We start from the raw sequence: 20162 nt of genomic DNA, 5'->3' as shown, positions 1-20162 counted from the left end.
TCATCAACAGAACTGCTTTATCCGATCTATCCGTTCTACACATTACGCTCAGCGTTAGCCAAAGCTTTTTTGCCTGCTTCCAAAACAGCGATAATCCGCTCGACGTCATAAACGCTTCCTGCCCATGTCCCCCCGCTGACAGCCTGCAAAGCTGCCCATAATCGCGTATCATCCGGAAGCTTCGGATCTGCGGCGAGCTCAGGATGAGGATCGCGGGCTGCAAGCACAAGCGCTCCTTCATCAGGCGTAAGCCCTTCATCACCGGCACCTAGAAAATGAATCGTGCCTTCCAAGCTGTTGCGATCCACTACGATATCGATGGTATCTCCATCCCGCAGCTTCCCAATCGGACCGCCGGCCAGCGCCTCAGGTCCCACATGCCCGATACAGGCACCTGTGGACACGCCCGAAAACCGCGCATCGGTAATTAGCGACACGTATTTGCCGAAGGGCAGATGTTTTAGCGCCGAGGTTAATTGATACGTCTCTTCCATCCCCGTACCCGATGGTCCACGCCCGATTAACGCCATAATATCGCCGGCTTGAATGCCGCCATTCTTAATGGCCTGAATTGCCGCTTTCTCCGAGGTAAACACTTTCGCCTTACCCCGATGCCGGTAAACGCCATCTTCTCCGACGGTTGTCGGGTCGATCGCCGTTGATTTAATGACCGATCCTTCCGGCGCCAAATTCCCCATTGGGAACGTGACCGTTGAGGTTAATCCTCTTTCTTTGGCGCGTTCCGGACTCATAATAACCTGATCGGGATCAATGCCGTCCATTTCCATGAGAAGGCTCCGCATTTTGCGGCGACGTTCGCTCGACTCCCACCAATCCAGGACAGTCCCCAGCGTTTCCCCCGTTACGGTCAACGCCTCTTCTTTCAGTACGCCAAGACGGCGAAGATGCAGCATCACTTCCGGCACCCCGCCAGCCAAAAACACCCTCACAGTCGGATGATATTCCGGACCGTTCGGCAAAACGCTGACAAGTCTTGGCACTTGCTTATTCACACGTATCCAGTCCTGAACTGTCGGAACCGGCAGTCCTGCCGCATGGGCGACTGCCGGAATATGCAGCAGCAGGTTTGTCGATCCTCCGAAAGCCGCATGAACGACCATGGCATTGTGGATGGACGCTTCCGTCAAAATATCCTTCATCCGAATGCCTTTCTCCTCCAGCGTCATCATAGCGCGTGCCGATTGCCTGGCCATCTCTTCCCATACGGGCTGTCCGGATGGAGCAAGCGCAGCATGCGGTACTGTCATCCCCATTGCCTCTGCAATAACCTGCGAAGTAGCAGCTGTTCCAAGGAATTGGCAGCCCCCGCCCGGTGTAGCGCAAGCCCGGCAGCCGAGATCCGCAGCGTCTTCCAGGCTGAGTTCCCCATTCGCGTACCTTGCGCCAATGGTTTGGATTTTCCCGGCATCCTCACCCTCCGTTGGAGGCAAAGTTACGCCCCCAGGCACGATCACGCATGGAAGCTCATGCATCCCGGCCAGCGCAATCATCATCGCCGGCAGTCCTTTATCGCAGGTTGCCACACCGAGAACGCCTTTGCGTGTCGGCAACGAGCGGATAAGACGCCGGAAAACGATCGCTGCATCATTCCGATAAGGAAGAGAATCAAACATCCCTTCCGTTCCCTGGGACCTGCCGTCGCAAGGGTCGCTCACATAACCGGCGAAAGGAACCCCGCCGCTTTCTGTAATCACTTCGGCAGCCGCCTGTGTCAAAAGGCCAACTTCCCAGTGGCCGGTATGATAGCCAAGAGCTACGGGACTGCCGTCCTCCTTACGAATACCGCCTTGCGTGCTCAGCAAAAGGTACTGCTTCCCCTTTAGGCGAGACGGCTTCCACCCCATCCCCACATTTTGGGTCAGACCGAACAACTCTCCGCTAGGAGCGTTCAATAACATCTCTTTCGTTAACGGCAATGAGCCTTTTGGGCCTTGTGCATGCGTATGGATGGTATATAAATCGTTATTTTCATTAGCCATAATCGATTTTAACTGCTCAGTCATCAACCTTCACCCTTCCGAATCAGCTTCATAACCAAGAGCTACGCTTTGAGAAATACAGTTTTTATCGAGGTGAAAAATTCAATAGCCGCCTGCCCTTGCTCACGCGAGTGAGAGCTGGACTGTTTCATACCGCCGAACGGTGCCTGCAGCTCCACGCCGGCAGTTTCGGAGTTAATTCTCACCAAACCGGCATCCATATCTTGGATAAACGATAGAATATTGCCGATATTTTGCGTATATATGGAAGCGCTCAAGCCAAAATCCGAATCATTCGCCACTTGAATGGCTTGTTCCATGGATTCGACCTGAATAAGCGCAAGAACGGGTCCGAAGATTTCTTCCCGGGCAATCGCCATTTCCGGCGTTACTTTATCGAAGACGGTTGGCTGTATATAAAAGCCTTCGGCCAGATCCGGATGATCCGGGGATGAACCGCCGAACAGCAGCTCAGCTCCTTCTTCAATCCCTTTTTGAATGTAGGATTGCACCGTTTTCAGCTGATTTTCGTTTGCGCAAGGTCCTAGCCATGTTCCGGCATCCAGACCGTGACCTACGGTTAATCCTTGTAATTTGCTCAGCAGCTTCTCTTTAAAAGCTTCATAGACCTCGCTCATCACAATGACACGGCTTGTCGCCGTACACTTCTGGCCTGTCGAACGTATGCCTCCGCTGATCGTCGCGTCAACCGCTAAATCAAGATCCGCATCCGCAGCGATAAGGATCGGATTTTTCCCGCCCATCTCGAGCTGATATTTCGCTCCTCTGGCAAGTGCCGCTTGGCCCACCCGTTTGCCAACTTGATTGGAGCCCGTAAACGTAATTCCGTTCACATCCGGATGCTCCGCAAGACCTTGCCCAATAACGGCTCCGCTGCCGGTTACCAAATTCAAAACACCCGCTGGAAGTCCCGCTTCTGCGAAGCATTCCACGATTTTGGCAGCCGTCACGGCCGTCTCCTGAGCAGGCTTCAGCACAACGGCATTGCCGTAGATTAAGGCTGGCGCCATCTTCCAGATCGGAATAGCCACTGGAAAATTCCAAGGCGAAATCACACCGACAACGCCAAGCGGTGCACGGGTCGTAAACATCAGCGCTTCGCTATCTGACGAGGGGATGACATCGCCGATTTTCCGCATGCCTTCACCGGCGTAATAGCGCAAGATGGCTACGCCCCTTGCCGTTTCCCCTTTGGCTTCCGGCAGCGTTTTGCCCATTTCACGTGTCATGCTTTCCGCAATTTCATTAATGCGGCTCTCAAGCACATTGGCTGCTTTAAACAGATAGTCGCCTCTGGCCGCTCCCGACAGCTTTCTCCAACCTTGCTGTGCCGATTTGGCGGACGCCACCGCCTGATTTAAATCCTCCAATGACGACGATTGGACGTAGCCAACGACTTCGCTTTTTTTAGCCGGATTGATGCTCGGTGCGGTTTGCCCGTTACCAGATGCCTGCCATTCACCATTGATGTAATTCAAATACGTTTGTCCGCCGACGAATTTGGTTGTCATGATTAATCCTCCTACAAGATATGTTTTTTATAAGGTACAATTAGCGGCCAGCACTTACGACATGATTAACAAGTGTCCCGATACCTGAAATCTCAATCTCAATTCTGTCGCCATGAGCGAGCGTAAATTCGTTAGGAGGGACAATACACGTTCCCGTCAGCAATACGGTACCTTCAAACAGCTCATTATCCCGGATCAAATATTCCGTCAGTTCCTCAAGTTTGCGTTTGAGTTGACCGGTACTCGCCGTTCCCTCGACTGCTTTTTCCCCGTCCCGATAAATTAGGCTTGTAATCTGCAAGTTATACGGGTCTTCTACTGTTTCGGCTAAGCGAATTGCGGGTCCTAGCGAGCACGAACGCTTCCACACTTTGGCTTGCGGCAAATAAAGCGGATTCTCGCCTTCGATATCCCGGCAGCTCATATCGTTGCCAATGGTGTAGCCGACGATGTTCCCCTTCGCGTTAAGAACAAGTCCTAACTCCGGTTCTGGCACCTGCCATACGGAATCGCTTCGAAGCTGCACTTCGCCGCCAGGACCTACTGTTCGCGCTGCGGTTGACTTGAAAAAGATTTCCGGACGCACAGCATCATACACTTTATCGTAAAAAGTGGAAGCATCCAGTCTGCCTTCCGTTGCTTCATAATTGCGCGCATCACGACTTCGCTCATAGGTAACCCCGGCAGCCCACACTTCCGGCGCCTCAATAGGAACGAGAAGCTGAAGTTGCTCGATTTGATCCACTAACGCTTCATTGCCTTCAATCGTTTTGAGAACCAATGCCAGCGGTGTTACCCCCAGAGCATCAGCTTCATGAATCAATGCCAAAAAATCGCTTTGCGGAAGTAGATAGACTTGATCATGATCATTGACGGCAGCAAGCTGTGTAGACCCTTCTTTTGCATAACGGATAATTCTCATTGTAACTCACTCCTCTAATTTGTTTTATATTATAAAACTGTGTTCTATAATACAGATGAAAAAAATGCCTGGACTCGACATGCTTGATCAAACGTGCCGAAATCCCAGGGTTAGCGAAATGGCTTCTGCCTCCCTTTTAAGAAGAGCAATATACGCCTTAAACAATGAATCATCTACCGTTGAGAGTAAAGTTGAAATACTGATTGCTGCTACAATCGAGCCATTATGCTCGAAAATAGGTGCCGCTGCACACCGAACGCCAGGTTCGTTCTCCTGGTTGTCAATGGAATAACCCTGCTCTCTTACCTGATTAAGCTCGTTAACGAAAGCGTCTTTTCCCGTAATCGTCACGTCTGTAATCTTGGAGAATTGGTAATTTCGCAGGAGCGCATCGATCTCATCCTTCGTTCTAAAAGCTGTCAGTACCTTGCCTACCGCACTGCTGTGAAGTGAAATTCTGCGCCCAATTCGGGAATAACGAATCGCAGCTTTTTCCCCTTCGACTTTATCCAGATACACGCCTTCTTTCCCATCAAGAATAACAAGATGAGTTGTTTGCCCGGTCTGTTCCGACAAAGCAACCAAGTGCTTACGGGCTGCAGTACGGATGTCCAAGCTTTGCAGCATCAGCTGTCCTTTTTCCAAAAGCTTAAGTCCCAGCTTGTACTTCCCGGTCTCTACATCCTGATTGATGTAACCGTGCATCTGAAGCGTTTTCAACAAGGAGTGAACCGTGCTTTTGTGAAGCTCCATTCTTGCGCTGATTTCTGTGATTTTTAACTCTGTCGTGTACTCGTCGAATAAATCCATAATCTTCAATGCTCTGTCCAGCGCTTGAATTATAGGCATGGTTTCACCTCTATCTACACATCCATAATAATCCTAATCGCCCATTCAAGCAAGATGAACTTCTTATCGCAGATTTTATTCGCCTAATACATACGTGTTTAAGAAGTCATTTCTAAACTTCCCTTGCGGATCATAACGAAGGAGCAGATCCTGGAAATCCGGCAGTTTCTCATATAAGGATTTCAAAACTGCAGGCTGCATCGTGAACAATTTCGCCCAATGCGGACGAGCCTGAAATGGTGCAAGCTGCTTTTCAATGACCGGCAGAACTTGCTTCACGGCTTCCCAATTCGGCTTCCAAGTGAAATGAATGCCAACCGAATCCTGTTTATAATTAGGACTCATCCACAAAAGATCTTTTGCGATAGAACGAACTTCAGAGATATACAGAAGCGGAGCAATTTGCTCCCGGATTTCATTAATCGCACACAAGGCCTGATAAGCGGCTTCACGTGGCACGAAATACTCGCTTTGCAGCTCTTCTCCGGCGCTCGGCGTGAAATCCATGCGGAAGTGAGGCAATCTTTCGTGCGCTGGTCCCGGAATCCCCATTTGCTCACTGCAATTCTCCCCCGTGTGTCCCGGTACCGGATGCCGTGGCGAGTCTGCCAATTTGGTGCCATAAAATTCAGCTTCTGCCTGAGTTGAAGCAGAATCTGTCACTTTCTTTTTTAGCCAAACTTGATTAATCGTCGCACTCTTCCAATCGGTAAATAGACTTACACTATAGGCATGGGAAAAAATATCATCAAAGTGCGTCTCCAGCTGCTCAAAAGGCAGATTGTCATAGACATGCTGGCTAATTTCAAAAGCCGGGATCACATCCAGCGTCATTTGCGTGACGACGCCAAGTCCTCCTAGTCCAACAACAGCGCCTTCGATATTTTGTTGTTCGCGAGAGAATACGGCCAGTTCTCCGTTCGCCTGAACCACCTCTATCGAATCAACAATACTAGCAAGGTTGCTATTCCGATCGCCAGAACCGTGCGATGCGGTTGCACAGGCACCCGCAACGGTGATATGCGGCAGGGATGCCAAATTGTGGATCGCGTAACCATGTTTATGTAGGTACTCACCTAACTCACCATAACGGACTCCTGCTTCAATCGTTACCTTGTTGCGAACGGTATCTAATGCCACTACGCGATTCAGGTTTTGAAGCGAAAGCAAACTTTCGGTACAATCGGCAATGCTATTAAACGAATGCCGTGTGCCAAGCACCTTGATTTGTTTACTTCTAGCCACTAATTCTTGGACCTCTTCTACTTTTACGGGAGTATGCAGCTCTGTAGCGCTGTACCGGTAGTTTCCAGCCCAATTCAAATTGTTTTTCATCTGTTCACGCTCCTTCGAATTAAACGTTCGCTTTAAACATTCGCTACAGCGATCATAATTCCTTGCTTAGGAGAGAAATTACCGGCGCTGGATCGCCAGCTTCACGGCAAGCCCAGCGAGCACTCCGGACATAAGCCATCGCTGTGCTTTAAGCCATGTCGGGCGTTTGCCGAACCAGCCGGCAATTTTACTTGCAGTGAGCACGATTAACAGATTCACTGCAAAGCTGATTACGATTTGCGTCAATCCTAGCGTCGCACTTTGCGCCAGCAAGGAGCCTTGATTTGGATCTTGAAATTGCGGAAGAAGCGAGATGTACAATACGGCGATTTTGGGGTTAAGCAAATTGGTGATGAAACCCATCAGGAACAATTTGCTTGGCTTCTCAATCGGGAGCGCGATGGGTTCAAGCAGTGAGGCGGAGCCGGGTTTTATTGCTTTCCATGCGAGCCAAAGCAGGTAAGCCGCTCCCGCCCACTTCATGGCCGTGTAGATGATCGGCACCGTATTGAATATAGCGATCAGTCCCACCATAGAGGCAATCAGATAAACGAGAAATCCGAGCACAACGCCCATTAAAGAGATAATGCCGGCTTTGCGACCTTGTGATATCGAACGCGAGATCAGGTAAATCATGTTGGGTCCGGGCGAGCATACCATCCCCAGCGATACAATTCCAAACGCAACTAATGTAGTAAGACTAATCAAAGGCGTCCCTCCTATGGATAGATAAATTCAGAATATCGTATCACAATTCAATTTCGATGTATATCCATAAAATAAAACCGCCTGGAGGCTTCTCCTGACGGTCCATTTCAGTTGGCTGTCTGGCCAACTTGGCGGAACTACAGTCCGCTAGCGATTACTGCTTTAAGCTTACCCAACGCATCGAGATTATCTCCATGCGGCCGCTGTCATGCGACTGTGAGGCCACTTGCGTCCATGATTCGCTAGCAATCGCTTGTGGTGAGCGTAACAGCGACAGTGCCGCGGCGCTTGGAGAGCTAACGGACCACAGAGCCGTTATTTTCGATAAATGGCCCTCTTCGCAAATTTAACGGACTCCAGAGTCGTTAATTGATCAAATGACAGCCAAATCTCATGCTAATCATGGGAATAGCTTCTGTGGAGTCCGTTATAATTTTAAAATGACCCATTTTCTCCGAATAAGTGCCGCTCGGTCCGTAAGGTTTTCGAACGGCGCAAATCCCGAGCTAGTCCTTAGGATGCAACTTGTTTAGACAGGGACTCGAGGTAACTCGGGGCTTGTTGTTGGAGTTTGTGGGGGAGGGCTTGTCGTTGGAGTTTGTGAAACTCGTTAACGAACTATCGGGAGGCATGTCCATCTAAAAACAGCCTCCATCATAAATAAAAGAGGGTGTCCCTCGGTCACTATAATGACTGAAGGATACCCTCTTTTTATCTGAACTATTACGCCTGAACCGACTCCAAATGTTCGCCCAGTCTGTCCCAAGTTTCTGTGATACCTTGCAGCATGCCCATATCCATTACTTGCTGCAAACCTTCTGCTGAAGCATATTCTCCGCGGTTAATGACTTTCGTCCCGTTCTCGGTCTCGATGAATTCCAGTGTCACGATCGTTGACGGCATATTTGGCGCTTCGTTGCCTTCAGCATCGGAGAAGAAATCCACGTACACGATCTTCTCAGGTACGACGATTTCCCGATACACAGCTTTGCCCCATGATTCCATGCCATAGAAGTCGCCCTGGTTCTTATCTTCGCACTTCATGCAATAATGCCATACCCCGCCTACGCGAAAATCAACATGACATACCGGAACCGTCCATCCTCTAGGTCCCCACCAATGTTTCAGATGTTCCGCTTGTGTGAAAGCCTGAAATACCAGCTCGCGAGGGGCTTTGAATTCGCGCTCCAAAATTAATACCTTATCCTCTACCTTGGATACCAGTTGATCCGCCATTATAACTTCCTCCTCGATATTTTTGATGGATCACAATCATTCTGTTGCCGTTCAATTCTTGGTGTCCTTACCCTGCAGCTTCTGCAAATAGTCATCCAGGCGGTCGAAGCGCTGCTCCCAGATGACGCGGTAGCTCTCCAGCCATTTGTCGAGTTCTCGAAAAGGATCCGGCCGCAGTCTGTAGATTCGGCGATTCGCATCCACCTCGGCTTCCACAATGCCGGCCTCGCTGAGAACACGCAAATGCTTGGAAGCTTGTGGCTGCCTCAGCTGCAGCCGTTCGGCGATTTCCCCTACGGTCAGCGGGCATTCGCGCAAAAGCTCCACCATTTGCATGCGGGTTGGTTCTGCTAAGGCACTCATGACGTTAATATCCATTATCATCATCCGTTCTCTTGCTGTAAGTATACGGGGCCTTCGGTTCGTGTGAGTCATGGAAGCATCACTTACTAAACCGAATATACCACATAAGGAATATTCCTGTAAAGGAATATTAATAATTACTTGCTGTAATCCTTTACTAATTCAATAATCATAGCTCCCATTCGTTCCGTTTCAGGCACAATGACCTCATTCAGCCCTTCATCTCTCAAAGCCTCGGCGGTTACTTTGCCGACTGCAACTGCTTTTATCTGGGTGGAAAAAGCTTGTCTCACGGCATCACTAATTCCTTGTCGTCTCGTATATTCGAACAAATATCTCACTTGCACGGCAGTGGTGAAACATACCGCATCAATCGAACCTGTTGTAAGTTCGTGGCACAACGTTTCAAGTACGGCGGATTCCGGTTCAATATGTCGATAAGGCAAAAGCTGAACGACTGCGGCCCCCCGCTCCTCCAAGAATTGAATCAAAGCGGGCTGTGGTTCCCCGTGCAGTTGCACGACGACCGTTTGATTCGCGAAATCGCAATCATCCAGACGGTTAATTAAACCTTGGATCGTCCCATCTTCATCAATGACGGTTGGTTTTATCTCTAACTTCTTAAGTAAATTGATTGTCTTATATCCGCGCGCGGCAACATTCGCATCTTTCATTTTTTGCAGCAGCGTGGAAGCAACACCTAACTTTTCAGCAGCGTCAAGCAGCGTTTCTGTGCCAACTCCCGTAGTGAATACAAACCAATCCACTTGGTTATTTGCGCAAAAGAGCAATTCTTTCTCTATGGCCGACTCATCCAAATAAATGAAGCCCTGCAAGGGACGAACGACGGGTATTCCACCCTGTTTTTGAATGAGCAAACTCATTTCCTCTGTTTTTCTGGATCCCGCAATAACGATCTTTTTACCCGATAATTTATCCATCTCTCTCCAATTCCCCCTATCTTACTATGAAAAGTATATAGAAATTAGCCGCTGAATTCATCAACCAATTCAAAATTTTATGAACCATCCACAAACCAGGCTTCTGATCTTCCCAGAGTTCCGCTTGTATCGCCGCTTATCTATAAATGAAAATTCTTATTCCTTATAGTACCTCTAAATTATTCATGGGGATTGGCTTTCTAAGTGAAGGAGAATTGAAAGGCTTGACCTGGTTAACTGGAAAAAGTAAAGGGGGCGTAGTGAAAACAAAGGAGACCGGATTTCCATTCACGCGGACATTGATTCTTTTAAAAATAAGACAGACGGCATAGGCCAAGTCATTTGTCCATGATATCTCTATATAGCTCTCTCTTTTCATTCGCGTTGGCATAAATGCCAAGATAATCGAATATTTCAAAAGAAAAGTCGACGAAAGCGCGGCCTTTGGCTGTGAGGACATGCCCATCTCGAACCACTCGCTTATCTACATAATTGTCCCGCGGAAACGGGTCTTCCACATTCAAATGATTGATACTCTCTACGGAGCATGATGTCGTGAAGCTGCGATGATGCAGCAGACCGGCTCTCCCAAGATATTGTGGCCCGTTACAAATAGCGGCAAGCATCTTGCCTTCTTGATCGAGTTTGATGATAAAATCGGTTAGCTCTTGCTGCTGTTTTCGAATCGGGCCACCGGGGATAAGAAGTCCTTCGATATCGTTCAGCGCCATCGCTTCATGGAAAATCAAATCAGGCCTATAGGTTAAACCGGATTCACTGACGATAGCTTTATCGCTATATGCCACTGTCAAAACTTCCTTCTTCCCTACATTTCTAATTTTATGGAGCGCCAGGGTAATCTCAAAATCCGCAAATTCATCAGAGATAAAACAAATTATTTTCCCCATCGTGGATACCACCTCAGCTATTATTGTGATAAAATAAGTATGAGTTCCGTAATGTGATACTGAGTTTCATCTAGTGAAATAATTATTTCGGAGGTGTTTCTTATGGAAAATGAAAGTACCATCAAACAACATGTCCAGCAGCAGTTCGGCAAACATGCCAGCAAGTACGTGACAAGCGAGAATCATGCAAAGGGTGATGATCTCGAACTGCTACTTACTTGGCTGCCCTTGGAAAATACTTGGAACGTGCTGGATATTGCAACGGGCGGAGGCCACGTAGCCAAAAAGCTGTCTGCTCATGTCCGGCAGGTCGTCGCTACCGACCTAACGCGCCCTATGCTCTCTGTTGCCGCTGATCACTTGAAGCAGGCGCAGTGTGATAATGTCCTTTTTGTTGTAGCCGATGCCGAAGAGCTGCCTTTTCTCGATCGTTCATTTGATGCGGTCACCTGCCGCATAGCTGCCCATCACTTTCCTAATCCGCACTTATTCCTTCTTGAAGCGGCACGTGTACTCAAACCGGGCGGCAAACTGGTTCTCATCGATAACGTAGCTCCTTCTGACGAAGCACTTGATCAGTTTATGAATACATTTGAAGCTATGCGCGATACGAGCCATGTTCGGTGCCTAACCGTCCCCGAGTGGCAAGCCCTTGCCGAAAAAGCAGGCTTACAAGTGGAGATTTCCGTTATGAATCGCAAACCACATAAGTTCCCTGCATGGGTCATTCGTACCGCCGAGAACGAAGAACAAGCGAAGTCGGTTGAGCAATTTATTACCGGCGCAGATCAAGCGATTCAAGATTATTTTTCCGTTCACATCGAAAATGGCAAACTTCAATACCTCGAAATTGACGAGTGGCGGGCTGTGCTCAGCAAACCATTGTAAAATAGCAATAGACAGGCAGCCAATCTACTTTGGCTGCTTATTCTTTTTAACCATAGTTTACCACACTTTTCTAGCGGAATATGACCAGGCTTCCCTTCATATATTCATGGGGATAATAGACGAGACGAATCCTCATATTTCAATGTGATTTGGAGGAACATACATGTTCAAACCTCATCCCGCCAATACAGCCATTGTCATTACGGACCCGCAAAACGACTTTCTTTCCCCTGGAGGCAAGGGCTACCATTTAACTAAAAGCTTGATTGAGCAATACAATACACTAGGGAACCTGGAAATTCTCATGCATACTGCGATGAGCAAAGGATACCAGCTTTTTATCTCGCCCCATTATATCTATCCGCATGATTACAATTGGCAATTCACGGGTGCTGAACAAGAAATGTTATTAAAACTCGGTGTCTTTCAAAAACAACATGACTATACTTCGGTCGGCGCTGACTGGGTCCCCTCACTTAAACCTTACATATTATCTAGTCGAACCGTCATAACAACAGCCCATAAGGTAGCCAGCCCGCAAAGCAATGATCTAGTCTACCAACTGCGTCAGCACCGGAAAGAAAAGATCATTCTGGCAGGAATCCTTTCGAATATTTGCGTTGAGTCGCATATGCGTGATTTGATCGAAAACGGCTTCCAAACCGCTGTTGTTTATGATGCCACTGCTACGATAAGTGAACAGGCTTTTCAGGCCGCGCTGACCAACTATCAGGCATTCAGTAGTGCTACGTGGTCAACACAACAAGCAATTTCGCAATTATAGGTTAGTCTAAAATGTGAACCGCATAATGCAAAAAAAGAGACCCACAGCAACGGGCTGCGGGTCTAAAGTTTTATATTTTAAAGGGGGGTCGACTTTTATTATAGGCTTGTTTCATTAAAACCAGATGAATATAAGATTTCAATTGTGTTACATTTTTTCAATTTAGCTTTGGTTAATTTTTTGCGAAAAAAAAGATACTACAATAGTGAAAAGAAACCAAGATGCTCCTCCGACGAAGCTGACACTGATATGTTTATCTAAAGAGTAGTTCACCGCCGCCCAACTAATTCCGCCTGCTAAACCCAACAAAACGGCTTTACGCATTCTCTTTTGCATAACATTCCACCTTTCAACAAGCTTTATTTTACTCTAAAACCGTTGCCAAGGGTATTGATAAATATTCCCGGTCTTTTGGCGCGCTACGGCGCGATCTGATATTTACTTACTTTTGTTGAGTTACACTAAAATATAAAGTATAATATACTTATACAGAAGGGAGAGAAAAACCATGTCTAATCATACAACTACTTCACTCGAAATAGGAATAAGCACTTTTCTCGAGGCTGCCCCGAGAGCAGGCGGGATCACACATGCGCAGCGGCTCCGTCAAGCCGTTGAAGAAATTAATCTTGCCGAGCAAGTCGGCTTGGACGTCTATGCGATCGGCGAACATCACCGCGCGGATTATGCGAGTTCAGCCCCGGCCGTTATTTTGGCAGCCGCTGCTTCTACAACCAAGCGTATTCGGTTGTCTAGCGCCGTAACTGTGTTGTCATCGGATGACCCTGTTCGCGTGTACCAAGCTTTTTCCACGTTGGACGGCCTATCCAATGGGCGGGCGGAAATTATGGCGGGCCGCGGCTCGTTTATCGAATCTTTCCCTTTGTTCGGCTATGACTTGAACCACTACGACGAACTATTCGAGGAAAAGCTGGAGCTATTACTCGCGATCCGTGAAACGGAGAAAGTGAACTGGCGCGGCGGCCATCGCCCCGCCATCAACAACCTTGGCGTCTACCCGCGTTCCGTTCAGGAGCCGCTGCCTGTATGGATCGGAACCGGCGGCAATCCGGAGTCCGCGATTCGCGCCGGCCTGCTTGGGTTGCCGGTCGTTTTTGCGATCATCGGCGGTATGCCGGAGAGATTCGCTCCTCTCGTCAAGCTATACAAAGAAGCCGCTGCGAAAGCCGGGCATGACGTAAGCAAGCTGCAGATTGCGACGCATTCACACGGCTTTATCTCTGATACAACAGAGAAAGCCGCCGACCTGTTTTACCCGCCAACGGCTGCTCAAATGAACACCATTGGGCGCGAACGCGGCTGGGGTCCCTATACCCGCGAATCGTTCGACGACGCCCGCAGTCTCCGCGGAGCACTCTACGTCGGCGATCCCGAGTATGTCGCCGAGAAAATCGTGCTGCTGCGCAAAAACCTGGGCCTAACGCGCTTCCTCTTGCACGTTGACGTCAGTTCGGTGCCGCATAGCGAAGTGCTGCGCACCATTGAACTGCTTGGCACAAAGGTCGCGCCAATCGTTCGCAAAGAACTTGCCCGCGAGACCGCTCAAGGGTGATTGATCTATACCAAACAATGGGTCCGAGCCAAGGTGTTTCTTGGCTCGGATTTTTTAACATGAGCGGTTCCTCCGCAAGAGGGGAACTACCGGACGCTATTTTATCGCAATAGGCTCTTTTAGCTTGGTGGGGAACTCTGGTCCCCTGTTTATCCGTTTTCTTAAAGCAAACGAGGTTAGACGGTCATATAACGCCCAGTAGTTCCTCCCATCCTAGAGATCCCTCTATTTCTCAAGCGCCGTACTTTTGGTATACTGGGAACAAATCAACCAGAAATGGGTGTCGAGTAGTGAAACATGAAGAAATGCTTGCGGTGCTGAAGGCTCTCTCCAATGAGACCCGTCTCAACATTCTTTGCTGGCTCCGGGAGCCGGATAAGTTGAACGAAAATCTGCCGAGCGTCATCAAAGAAGAATTCCCGGGAGGGGTCTGCGTGGGAAGCATCCAGGAGAAATCCGGTCTGGCGCAGTCTGTCATCTCCTCTTATCTGTCTTCCATGCAGAAAGCGGGACTGCTGGAATCCCGCCGATTTGGCCAATGGACCTATTACAGACGAAATGAAGAAGCTATCGCCGAATTCTTGGCGAACTTTGCCGCTGGGCTGCAAGCTATGAAGAAGTAGCTCTCAAAAGTTTTCTCCGTAGAACTTGCAACTTTATCGATTAATCTATATATTTGTATTTATAGATTAATTATAAACCTTTTTATGCAGGAGGAGAAAATAAGATGACTACATCCCAAACAACAGCAGCTTTGTTCCAACCTTTTGAAGTTGGTAACCTGAAGCTTGATAATCGTATTGTCATGGCACCGATGACCCGTACTTTTTCGCCAGGAGGTATCCCGGGCCCTAACGTAGCGGGCTACTACCGCCGAAGAGCGGAGAACGCGGTTGGCCTAATCATCACCGAAGGAACCGTCATTAACCATCCGGCTGCGTCGGCAGATCACGGTGTGCCGCATTTCTACGGCGAGGAAGCTCTGGAAGGGTGGGCGCGTGTCGTCCGCGAAGTGCATGAAGCCGGGGGCAAAATCGCTCCGCAGATCTGGCACACTGGAACTGCCCGCGATAAGAATAGATTCCCCGATTCGGATATCGATTCCGTAGGTCCGTCCGGCCTCAATTTGAAAGGCGAGAAAGTATCCGAGCCCCTTTCGGTCGAAGAAATTCAAGGACTCGTTCAGGCTTATGCGCAAGCCGCAGCCGACGCGAAGCGTCTAGGTTTCGATGCTGTAGAAATTCACGGCGCGCATGGTTATCTCATTGATCAGTTCTTCTGGAACGTGACCAACAAACGTACGGATGAGTATGGCGGCAGCGACCTTGTTGACCGCACCCGCTTTGCGGTAGAAGTTATCGAAGCGGTACGTGCCGCGGTTGGCCCTGACTTCCCGATTATCTTCCGTTTCTCCCAATGGAAGCCGGTGAATTACGATGCCAAACTCGCAGCGAATCCAGAGGAGCTGGAACGCTTCCTTGCACCGTTGTCCGCAGCTGGCGTTGATATCTTCCACGCATCCACACGCCGCTTCTGGGAGCCTGAGTTCGAAGGTTCTGATCTCAACCTGGCTGGCTGGACGCGCAAAATCACCGGGAAACCGGCGATTACCGTCGGTTCCGTTGGATTGGACTCCGTCTTCACCAGCCTATTTGAAGAAGGCAAAGGTGGCGAGGCTGCCGGCATCGAAAGCCTGATCGAGCGTCTGGATCGCGGAGAGTTCGACCTCGTTGCCGTCGGTCGTGCGCTGCTGACTGACCCTGCTTGGGCAGCCAAAATCCGCGATAACCGCACGGATGAATTACAGCCGTTCACGCGGGAGTCTCTTGCTACGCTGAGCTGATTTTACAAAAAAGGTGCCCACCAACCATATCCATGGCTGGTGGGCACCTTTTTTTATATAACAATACCAAAATAAGCGAACAACGCTTCTTTATACGCTTTATCAGTCTCCGGGGTGAAGGTTCGTACCCCCTCAGAGTTGAAAACACGAAATTCACGATCAAAGACGGTATGCCGTCCCTCCAGCGTTCGGATTGCCACAATCGGGCATTTGGTGAAAATCGAATCGGGCGCATTTTCACACCAGAAACTGGCAAACAGGTAGTCTTTCGGCAGCTGCGGCTCCTCCGTGAACGAGTAAATGCGGGGCCAACCCCCATGTTTCTGTTCACAAAGTACCCAGCCATGATCGGAATCTCTCTCGAGGCGGTAATACTCCTCGCCTTGCTGTTGGACAAGCCCTTCGATAAGAGCAAGCGGCCTGATGGGTACGACCCCGCCGACACCGACATCGCACAAATATTCGGCGCCCTCGGCCTCTACCTTCAGGACGTGGTGGCGCCTTTTGGGCGGGAGCTGCGTCTCATCGCGCCAAAACCTGGCAACAAGGTCAGTCACCTTGTACCCCAGTTCGCGCAGCAACCAACCGAATAAGGCGTTTAACTCAAAACAGTATCCGCCCCGCTGGCGCACGACAATCTTTTGAAACAGCTCCTGCGGATCCAAAGATAACGCTTTGCGCTCCAGAATATCCAAATTCTCATAGGGAACGGAGTACAAATGTCGCTCTTGCAGAGCAGCCAGCGTCTTGGCACTGCCATCAAGCGAACCTTTAAAGCCGATGCGATCTAAGTAGCTTTGAACTTGGTTATTCAATCTAAGACACCGTCCTTACGAGAAATACTTGCTAGTAAGTAAACAGTCATATGATTGAATCATACCATGGGGCAAGAGAGGATGACAAAAGATCATTTTAATAGAGACATTAGTTCCTCATGGACCGCTGCATTGGAGGCAACCAAGCTATCATCGCTTAGGACAAATGTTTTTCCTGCCGCATCGGTTAGCAGCCCACCCGCTTCCTGCAGAATAACCATTCCGGCGGCGACATCCCAAGGATACAGGCCATCATGCCAAAATCCTGTCAATGACCCTGACGCTACCAGGCATAAATCAAGACTGGCCGCCCCCATAATGCGCACGCTCCGGGCTTTGCCTGTCATTCTTCCGATTTGTTCCACGACCACAGAATTCGGCTTCCAGTCCAAAGCGCGGAATCCCGTTGCCAGCAAAGCTTGGCTGATGTCCTGCTCCTGCCCGACCTGAAGCCTGCGGCCATTGAGAAAAGCCCCGCCCTGCTTTTGACCCGAGTAGAGCTCGTTGGTTACAGGATTATAAACGACTCCTCCGATCGGAATGCCATCTTTCACAATCCCAACCGAGATCGCAAAATGCGCGATATTGTGAATAAAGTTAATCGTGCCGTCAACAGGGTCGATAATCCATCCGTAGCCCGCTGAGGGCTGCTTTAATGTTTGGTGGGAATCTTCCCTGCCGCCGTCTGTTTCCTCCGATAAGATCCAATGATCCGGATAAGCCTGGTTAATCCGACTGCGCAGCAATTGCTCGCTTTGCACATCAACTTCCGTCACCAGATCGGCTTGATTCTTCTTTTCCTGAATGTGCAGCGGCATCTTCATGAGTTCCATAATCAAAGCGCCCGCTTCTTTCACATAACTAATTGCATCTTGCATAATTGCATTCTCATACGCTTGTTGCTCGTTCATATGCGCTCCTTCTCCTAAAGCTTTCTCTGTTTGATTATCTGGATGATTTAATGAAGCAAAGGATACCTGTCATAATAAGTAAAATACTTCCGAATTTCGCTAAAGTAACCGGATTTTTAGGCAATCCCATGAGCCCGAAATGATCAATAATCGATGAGGCAACCATTTGCCCGGCAATGATCAGAATAAATACGGGAAGGGTGCCGATTTTCCCTGTGGCATAGGACGTGCTGAACATGATACCTACACCCAAAACTCCGGCGATCACAATCCATGGAAGAACGTGAAGTTGCAGCGGAGAAGGGGATTTCATACGCCATAATAAAAAGGAAGCAACCACGATCTGGATAGCAGAAACACCGATAATCATTCCGTATTGTCCCTGCACTTTCCCGATGTGCGCATTCATCATTCCTTGGGTAACGCCAAATAATCCAGCAGAAAAAGCAAGTATGAAGCTTATCTTGTTGACTAACATTCGCTTATCTCCTTTTAATTAAAAGCCAATCTCAATGGGCAATGATCCATTAACAATCCGTCCGGTCTTCCCTCTGTCGTAACTCCCTGTCAAATAAAAAGCGGCATCCATCTCAGAGCGGAGCACTTCCCATTCTCCCTTCAGCGCATGTGAGCGTCCGATGCTGACAGGAATGATGCAGTGTTCAGGCTGAATCCACCCGAGAATACGGGCATTAAAGCCGTCATCCATCCCATGATGGGAAACTTTCCAAATGCTGCACGTAAGATCTGTTCGCAGTGCCAGACGTTCCCATCCCGGTTCCAATTGATCCCCTCCGAATAATACGCTCGACTGAGGTTCTCCCTCGCTGCTAAGTCGATATACGGAGCTATCATGATTAGATAAATCAAAGAAGCGCGGTAAATTCTCTCTAAAACCATTATCCTCTGCTTCATCTGAGAGAGCTTTCATGAGCATCTCGTAGGCAGGAAGCGGATCTCCTTCCCAAGGATATAATTGGGTTAAAGTGATGCCCTCCTCTGACCAAATGGCAGATTGCTCGCTTGATCCATACGCGCTGCGCCATTTAATCTCGGTCCCCTGTTCAATTAGAACCTGAATCAATTCCAAATAGGTGGCCAGCATGCGGTATACTCTATTAGTAAAATCGTCCCTTAGCTCTTCGACCAGCTCTACCGGTGGTAGCACAAAGGGCTCATACGGCAAAACGGCTCGGACGACCGACTTCGCTCTTGCTACATCCAGAAGCCCGTTGACATGATCTTCATGAATATGCGTAAGCAGCATCCACTCCAGCCGATCAACGTCATTGCGGTTCATCCAGGACAAGGGATGGTCTTGCTCCTCGGAGAACGTACCGTCCCCTCCGTCGATTAAGCAAACACCGCCGGAAGGCAGCCTGATCAGATGGGCATCCCCCCACCCGACATTCAGGAATTGAACTTTCGTATGCAGCATAAGAATTCCCCCTTATCTTTCGTTTGTCATTGTATCCTTCTCAACTGGCAGCAAATGAATGTTATGTTTATCCAAAGCCAGATGCACTGTGCCCTGCAGGTATCCTCGCATGCTGGGACTTGAGTCATCGACAATCCATTGCAGCGGAGCATCATTGATCCAATAACGGATCATGCGCCCCAGGAAGCTGCTTCTCTGAATGACGCCGCTCCAAACATTGTGACCTTCCGTTGTCTTGTCGACGAAGGAGATGCATTCCGGTCGGATGACAACCGTTACCCGGTCACCTGTCCGGAAGGGGTAATCGCTTCGATAAACGCGAAATACGGCGGTACCGCATTTTACAATCAAGTCCTCGCCCTCTTCAGCCGCTACTTCGCCCTCTATAAAATTAGCCGTACCGACAAAATCGGCAACAAACTTGCTTTCCGGTTTAAAGTAGATATCCCAAGGTGTCCCCACCTGCCCGATACGCCCCTTGTTAAACACAGCGATTCGATCCGAAATCGATAACGCTTCATCTTGATCATGCGTAACAAAAATAGCGGTAATGCCCAATCGCTGCTGCAGCTCTCTTAGTTCATCTCTGACTTCCACTCTCATTTTGGCATCCAAATTGCTGAGCGGTTCATCCATTAACAGCACTTTCTGCCCCATAACCAGTGCCCTCGCAAAGGCAACGCGCTGCTGTTGTCCTCCGCTTAGCGCTCTAGGGAGCCTGTCTTGCAGCCCTTGAAGCCCGAACATGCTGAGCATGGCATCAACTTTGTCCTTCACTTCTTGCCGAGTCGGCCTCTGCAGCTTTAATCCGTAAGCAATATTCTCGAATACGGTCATATGAGGGAATAAGGCATACTCCTGAAAAACAAGCGGTGTATTCCGTTTATATACAGGCAGCTCATTCATATTTTTACCTTCTATAAAAATATCACCGGCATCCGGTTCGTAGAATCCGGCAATCAGCCGCATCAACGTCGTTTTGCCGCAACCGCTCGGCCCTAGGAGTGTTGTGAAACTGCCTGCAGGAATATCGAGAGATACTTGACTGATGGCGTCGAAGTCTCCGAACTTTTTTGAAACATTGGCTATCTGGATCATCGGTTTCTCCGTGTTCAT

Annotated in this window: 21 protein-coding genes; 5 read left to right on the top strand and 16 right to left on the bottom strand. The window is 49.0% G+C overall.

The window, feature by feature from the left end:
- Positions 1 to 35: 35 nt before the first annotated feature.
- The 10 genes from AC3WTJ_RS05380 to AC3WTJ_RS05335 form a co-directional block, all read right to left on the bottom strand.
- Positions 36 to 2024: a YjhG/YagF family D-xylonate dehydratase gene (locus AC3WTJ_RS05380; RefSeq protein WP_492520905.1), complete on the bottom strand. Its 1989-nt coding sequence runs from the start codon at positions 2022 to 2024 to the stop codon at positions 36 to 38.
- A 38-nt stretch (positions 2025 to 2062) separates the two neighbouring features.
- Entirely contained in the window at positions 2063 to 3532 is a 1470-nt protein-coding gene (gene gucD, locus AC3WTJ_RS05375; protein WP_492520904.1) for an alpha-ketoglutaric semialdehyde dehydrogenase GucD, read from the bottom strand.
- Positions 3533 to 3572: 40 nt separating this feature from the next.
- Entirely contained in the window at positions 3573 to 4454 is an 882-nt protein-coding gene (locus AC3WTJ_RS05370; RefSeq protein ID WP_492520903.1) for a fumarylacetoacetate hydrolase family protein, read from the bottom strand.
- A gap of 87 nt (positions 4455 to 4541) precedes the next feature.
- Positions 4542 to 5303 (bottom strand): IclR family transcriptional regulator, encoded by a 762-nt coding sequence (locus tag AC3WTJ_RS05365; protein WP_492520902.1) that lies wholly within the window; start codon positions 5301 to 5303, stop codon positions 4542 to 4544.
- A 75-nt stretch (positions 5304 to 5378) separates the two neighbouring features.
- The gene (locus AC3WTJ_RS05360) at positions 5379 to 6638 is read right to left on the bottom strand and encodes an FAD-binding protein (RefSeq protein WP_492520901.1); all 1260 of its coding nucleotides are present in this window, start codon (positions 6636 to 6638) and stop codon (positions 5379 to 5381) included.
- 78 nt (positions 6639 to 6716) lie between these two features.
- Positions 6717 to 7346, bottom strand: coding sequence for a LysE family translocator (locus tag AC3WTJ_RS05355; protein ID WP_492520900.1), 630 nt, complete (start codon positions 7344 to 7346; stop codon positions 6717 to 6719).
- 723 nt (positions 7347 to 8069) lie between these two features.
- Positions 8070 to 8582, bottom strand: a complete 513-nt coding sequence (locus AC3WTJ_RS05350) for an SRPBCC domain-containing protein (RefSeq protein WP_127456344.1) — start codon at positions 8580 to 8582, stop codon at positions 8070 to 8072.
- Between the two features lie 51 nt (positions 8583 to 8633).
- Positions 8634 to 8960 carry an ArsR/SmtB family transcription factor gene (locus tag AC3WTJ_RS05345; protein ID WP_315955497.1) on the bottom strand — a complete coding sequence of 109 codons (327 nt, stop codon included), beginning with the start codon at positions 8958 to 8960 and terminating at the stop codon, positions 8634 to 8636.
- Between the two features lie 122 nt (positions 8961 to 9082).
- Positions 9083 to 9886 carry a uroporphyrinogen-III synthase gene (locus AC3WTJ_RS05340; protein ID WP_492520899.1) on the bottom strand — a complete coding sequence of 268 codons (804 nt, stop codon included), beginning with the start codon at positions 9884 to 9886 and terminating at the stop codon, positions 9083 to 9085.
- 338 nt (positions 9887 to 10224) lie between these two features.
- Positions 10225 to 10794 carry a DJ-1/PfpI family protein gene (locus AC3WTJ_RS05335; RefSeq protein ID WP_492520898.1) on the bottom strand — a complete coding sequence of 190 codons (570 nt, stop codon included), beginning with the start codon at positions 10792 to 10794 and terminating at the stop codon, positions 10225 to 10227.
- A 102-nt stretch (positions 10795 to 10896) separates the two neighbouring features.
- Here AC3WTJ_RS05335 and AC3WTJ_RS05330 point away from each other — a divergent pair, with 102 nt between their 5' ends.
- Positions 10897 to 11682 (top strand): class I SAM-dependent methyltransferase, encoded by a 786-nt coding sequence (locus tag AC3WTJ_RS05330; RefSeq protein ID WP_492520897.1) that lies wholly within the window; start codon positions 10897 to 10899, stop codon positions 11680 to 11682.
- 163 nt (positions 11683 to 11845) lie between these two features.
- Positions 11846 to 12466, top strand: coding sequence for a cysteine hydrolase family protein (locus AC3WTJ_RS05325; RefSeq protein ID WP_157322432.1), 621 nt, complete (start codon positions 11846 to 11848; stop codon positions 12464 to 12466).
- Positions 12467 to 12628: 162 nt separating this feature from the next.
- Here AC3WTJ_RS05325 and AC3WTJ_RS05320 read toward each other — a convergent pair whose 3' ends face one another.
- The gene (locus AC3WTJ_RS05320) at positions 12629 to 12802 is read right to left on the bottom strand and encodes a hypothetical protein (RefSeq protein WP_164819698.1); all 174 of its coding nucleotides are present in this window, start codon (positions 12800 to 12802) and stop codon (positions 12629 to 12631) included.
- Between the two features lie 172 nt (positions 12803 to 12974).
- Here AC3WTJ_RS05320 and AC3WTJ_RS05315 point away from each other — a divergent pair, with 172 nt between their 5' ends.
- The 3 genes from AC3WTJ_RS05315 to AC3WTJ_RS05305 all read left to right on the top strand — a co-directional run bounded on the left by AC3WTJ_RS05315 (position 12975) and on the right by AC3WTJ_RS05305 (position 15882).
- On the top strand, positions 12975 to 14039 hold the full coding sequence (locus tag AC3WTJ_RS05315) for an LLM class flavin-dependent oxidoreductase (protein ID WP_407868326.1): 1065 nt from the start codon (positions 12975 to 12977) through the stop codon (positions 14037 to 14039).
- A gap of 305 nt (positions 14040 to 14344) precedes the next feature.
- Positions 14345 to 14662, top strand: a complete 318-nt coding sequence (locus AC3WTJ_RS05310; protein ID WP_492520983.1) for an ArsR/SmtB family transcription factor — start codon at positions 14345 to 14347, stop codon at positions 14660 to 14662.
- A gap of 104 nt (positions 14663 to 14766) precedes the next feature.
- Positions 14767 to 15882 (top strand): NADH:flavin oxidoreductase, encoded by a 1116-nt coding sequence (locus tag AC3WTJ_RS05305; RefSeq protein WP_492520896.1) that lies wholly within the window; start codon positions 14767 to 14769, stop codon positions 15880 to 15882.
- Between the two features lie 53 nt (positions 15883 to 15935).
- Here AC3WTJ_RS05305 and AC3WTJ_RS05300 read toward each other — a convergent pair whose 3' ends face one another.
- From AC3WTJ_RS05300 to AC3WTJ_RS05280, 5 genes are all read right to left on the bottom strand, one after another.
- Positions 15936 to 16697, bottom strand: coding sequence for an arylamine N-acetyltransferase family protein (locus tag AC3WTJ_RS05300; protein ID WP_492520895.1), 762 nt, complete (start codon positions 16695 to 16697; stop codon positions 15936 to 15938).
- A 92-nt stretch (positions 16698 to 16789) separates the two neighbouring features.
- Positions 16790 to 17608, bottom strand: coding sequence for an inositol monophosphatase family protein (locus AC3WTJ_RS05295; protein WP_492520894.1), 819 nt, complete (start codon positions 17606 to 17608; stop codon positions 16790 to 16792).
- Between the two features lie 34 nt (positions 17609 to 17642).
- The gene (locus AC3WTJ_RS05290; RefSeq protein WP_492520893.1) at positions 17643 to 18086 is read right to left on the bottom strand and encodes a DMT family transporter; all 444 of its coding nucleotides are present in this window, start codon (positions 18084 to 18086) and stop codon (positions 17643 to 17645) included.
- Between the two features lie 18 nt (positions 18087 to 18104).
- On the bottom strand, positions 18105 to 19046 hold the full coding sequence (locus AC3WTJ_RS05285; protein WP_492520892.1) for a ComEC/Rec2 family competence protein: 942 nt from the start codon (positions 19044 to 19046) through the stop codon (positions 18105 to 18107).
- A gap of 12 nt (positions 19047 to 19058) precedes the next feature.
- Positions 19059 to 20162: an ABC transporter ATP-binding protein gene (locus AC3WTJ_RS05280; RefSeq protein ID WP_492520891.1), complete on the bottom strand. Its 1104-nt coding sequence runs from the start codon at positions 20160 to 20162 to the stop codon at positions 19059 to 19061.

This window comes from Paenibacillus sp. FW101-FHT12H11 (assembly GCF_058790355.1).
The sequence above is the reverse complement of the archived record's forward strand: the minus strand, read 5'-3'. Positions and strand labels throughout refer to the sequence as shown.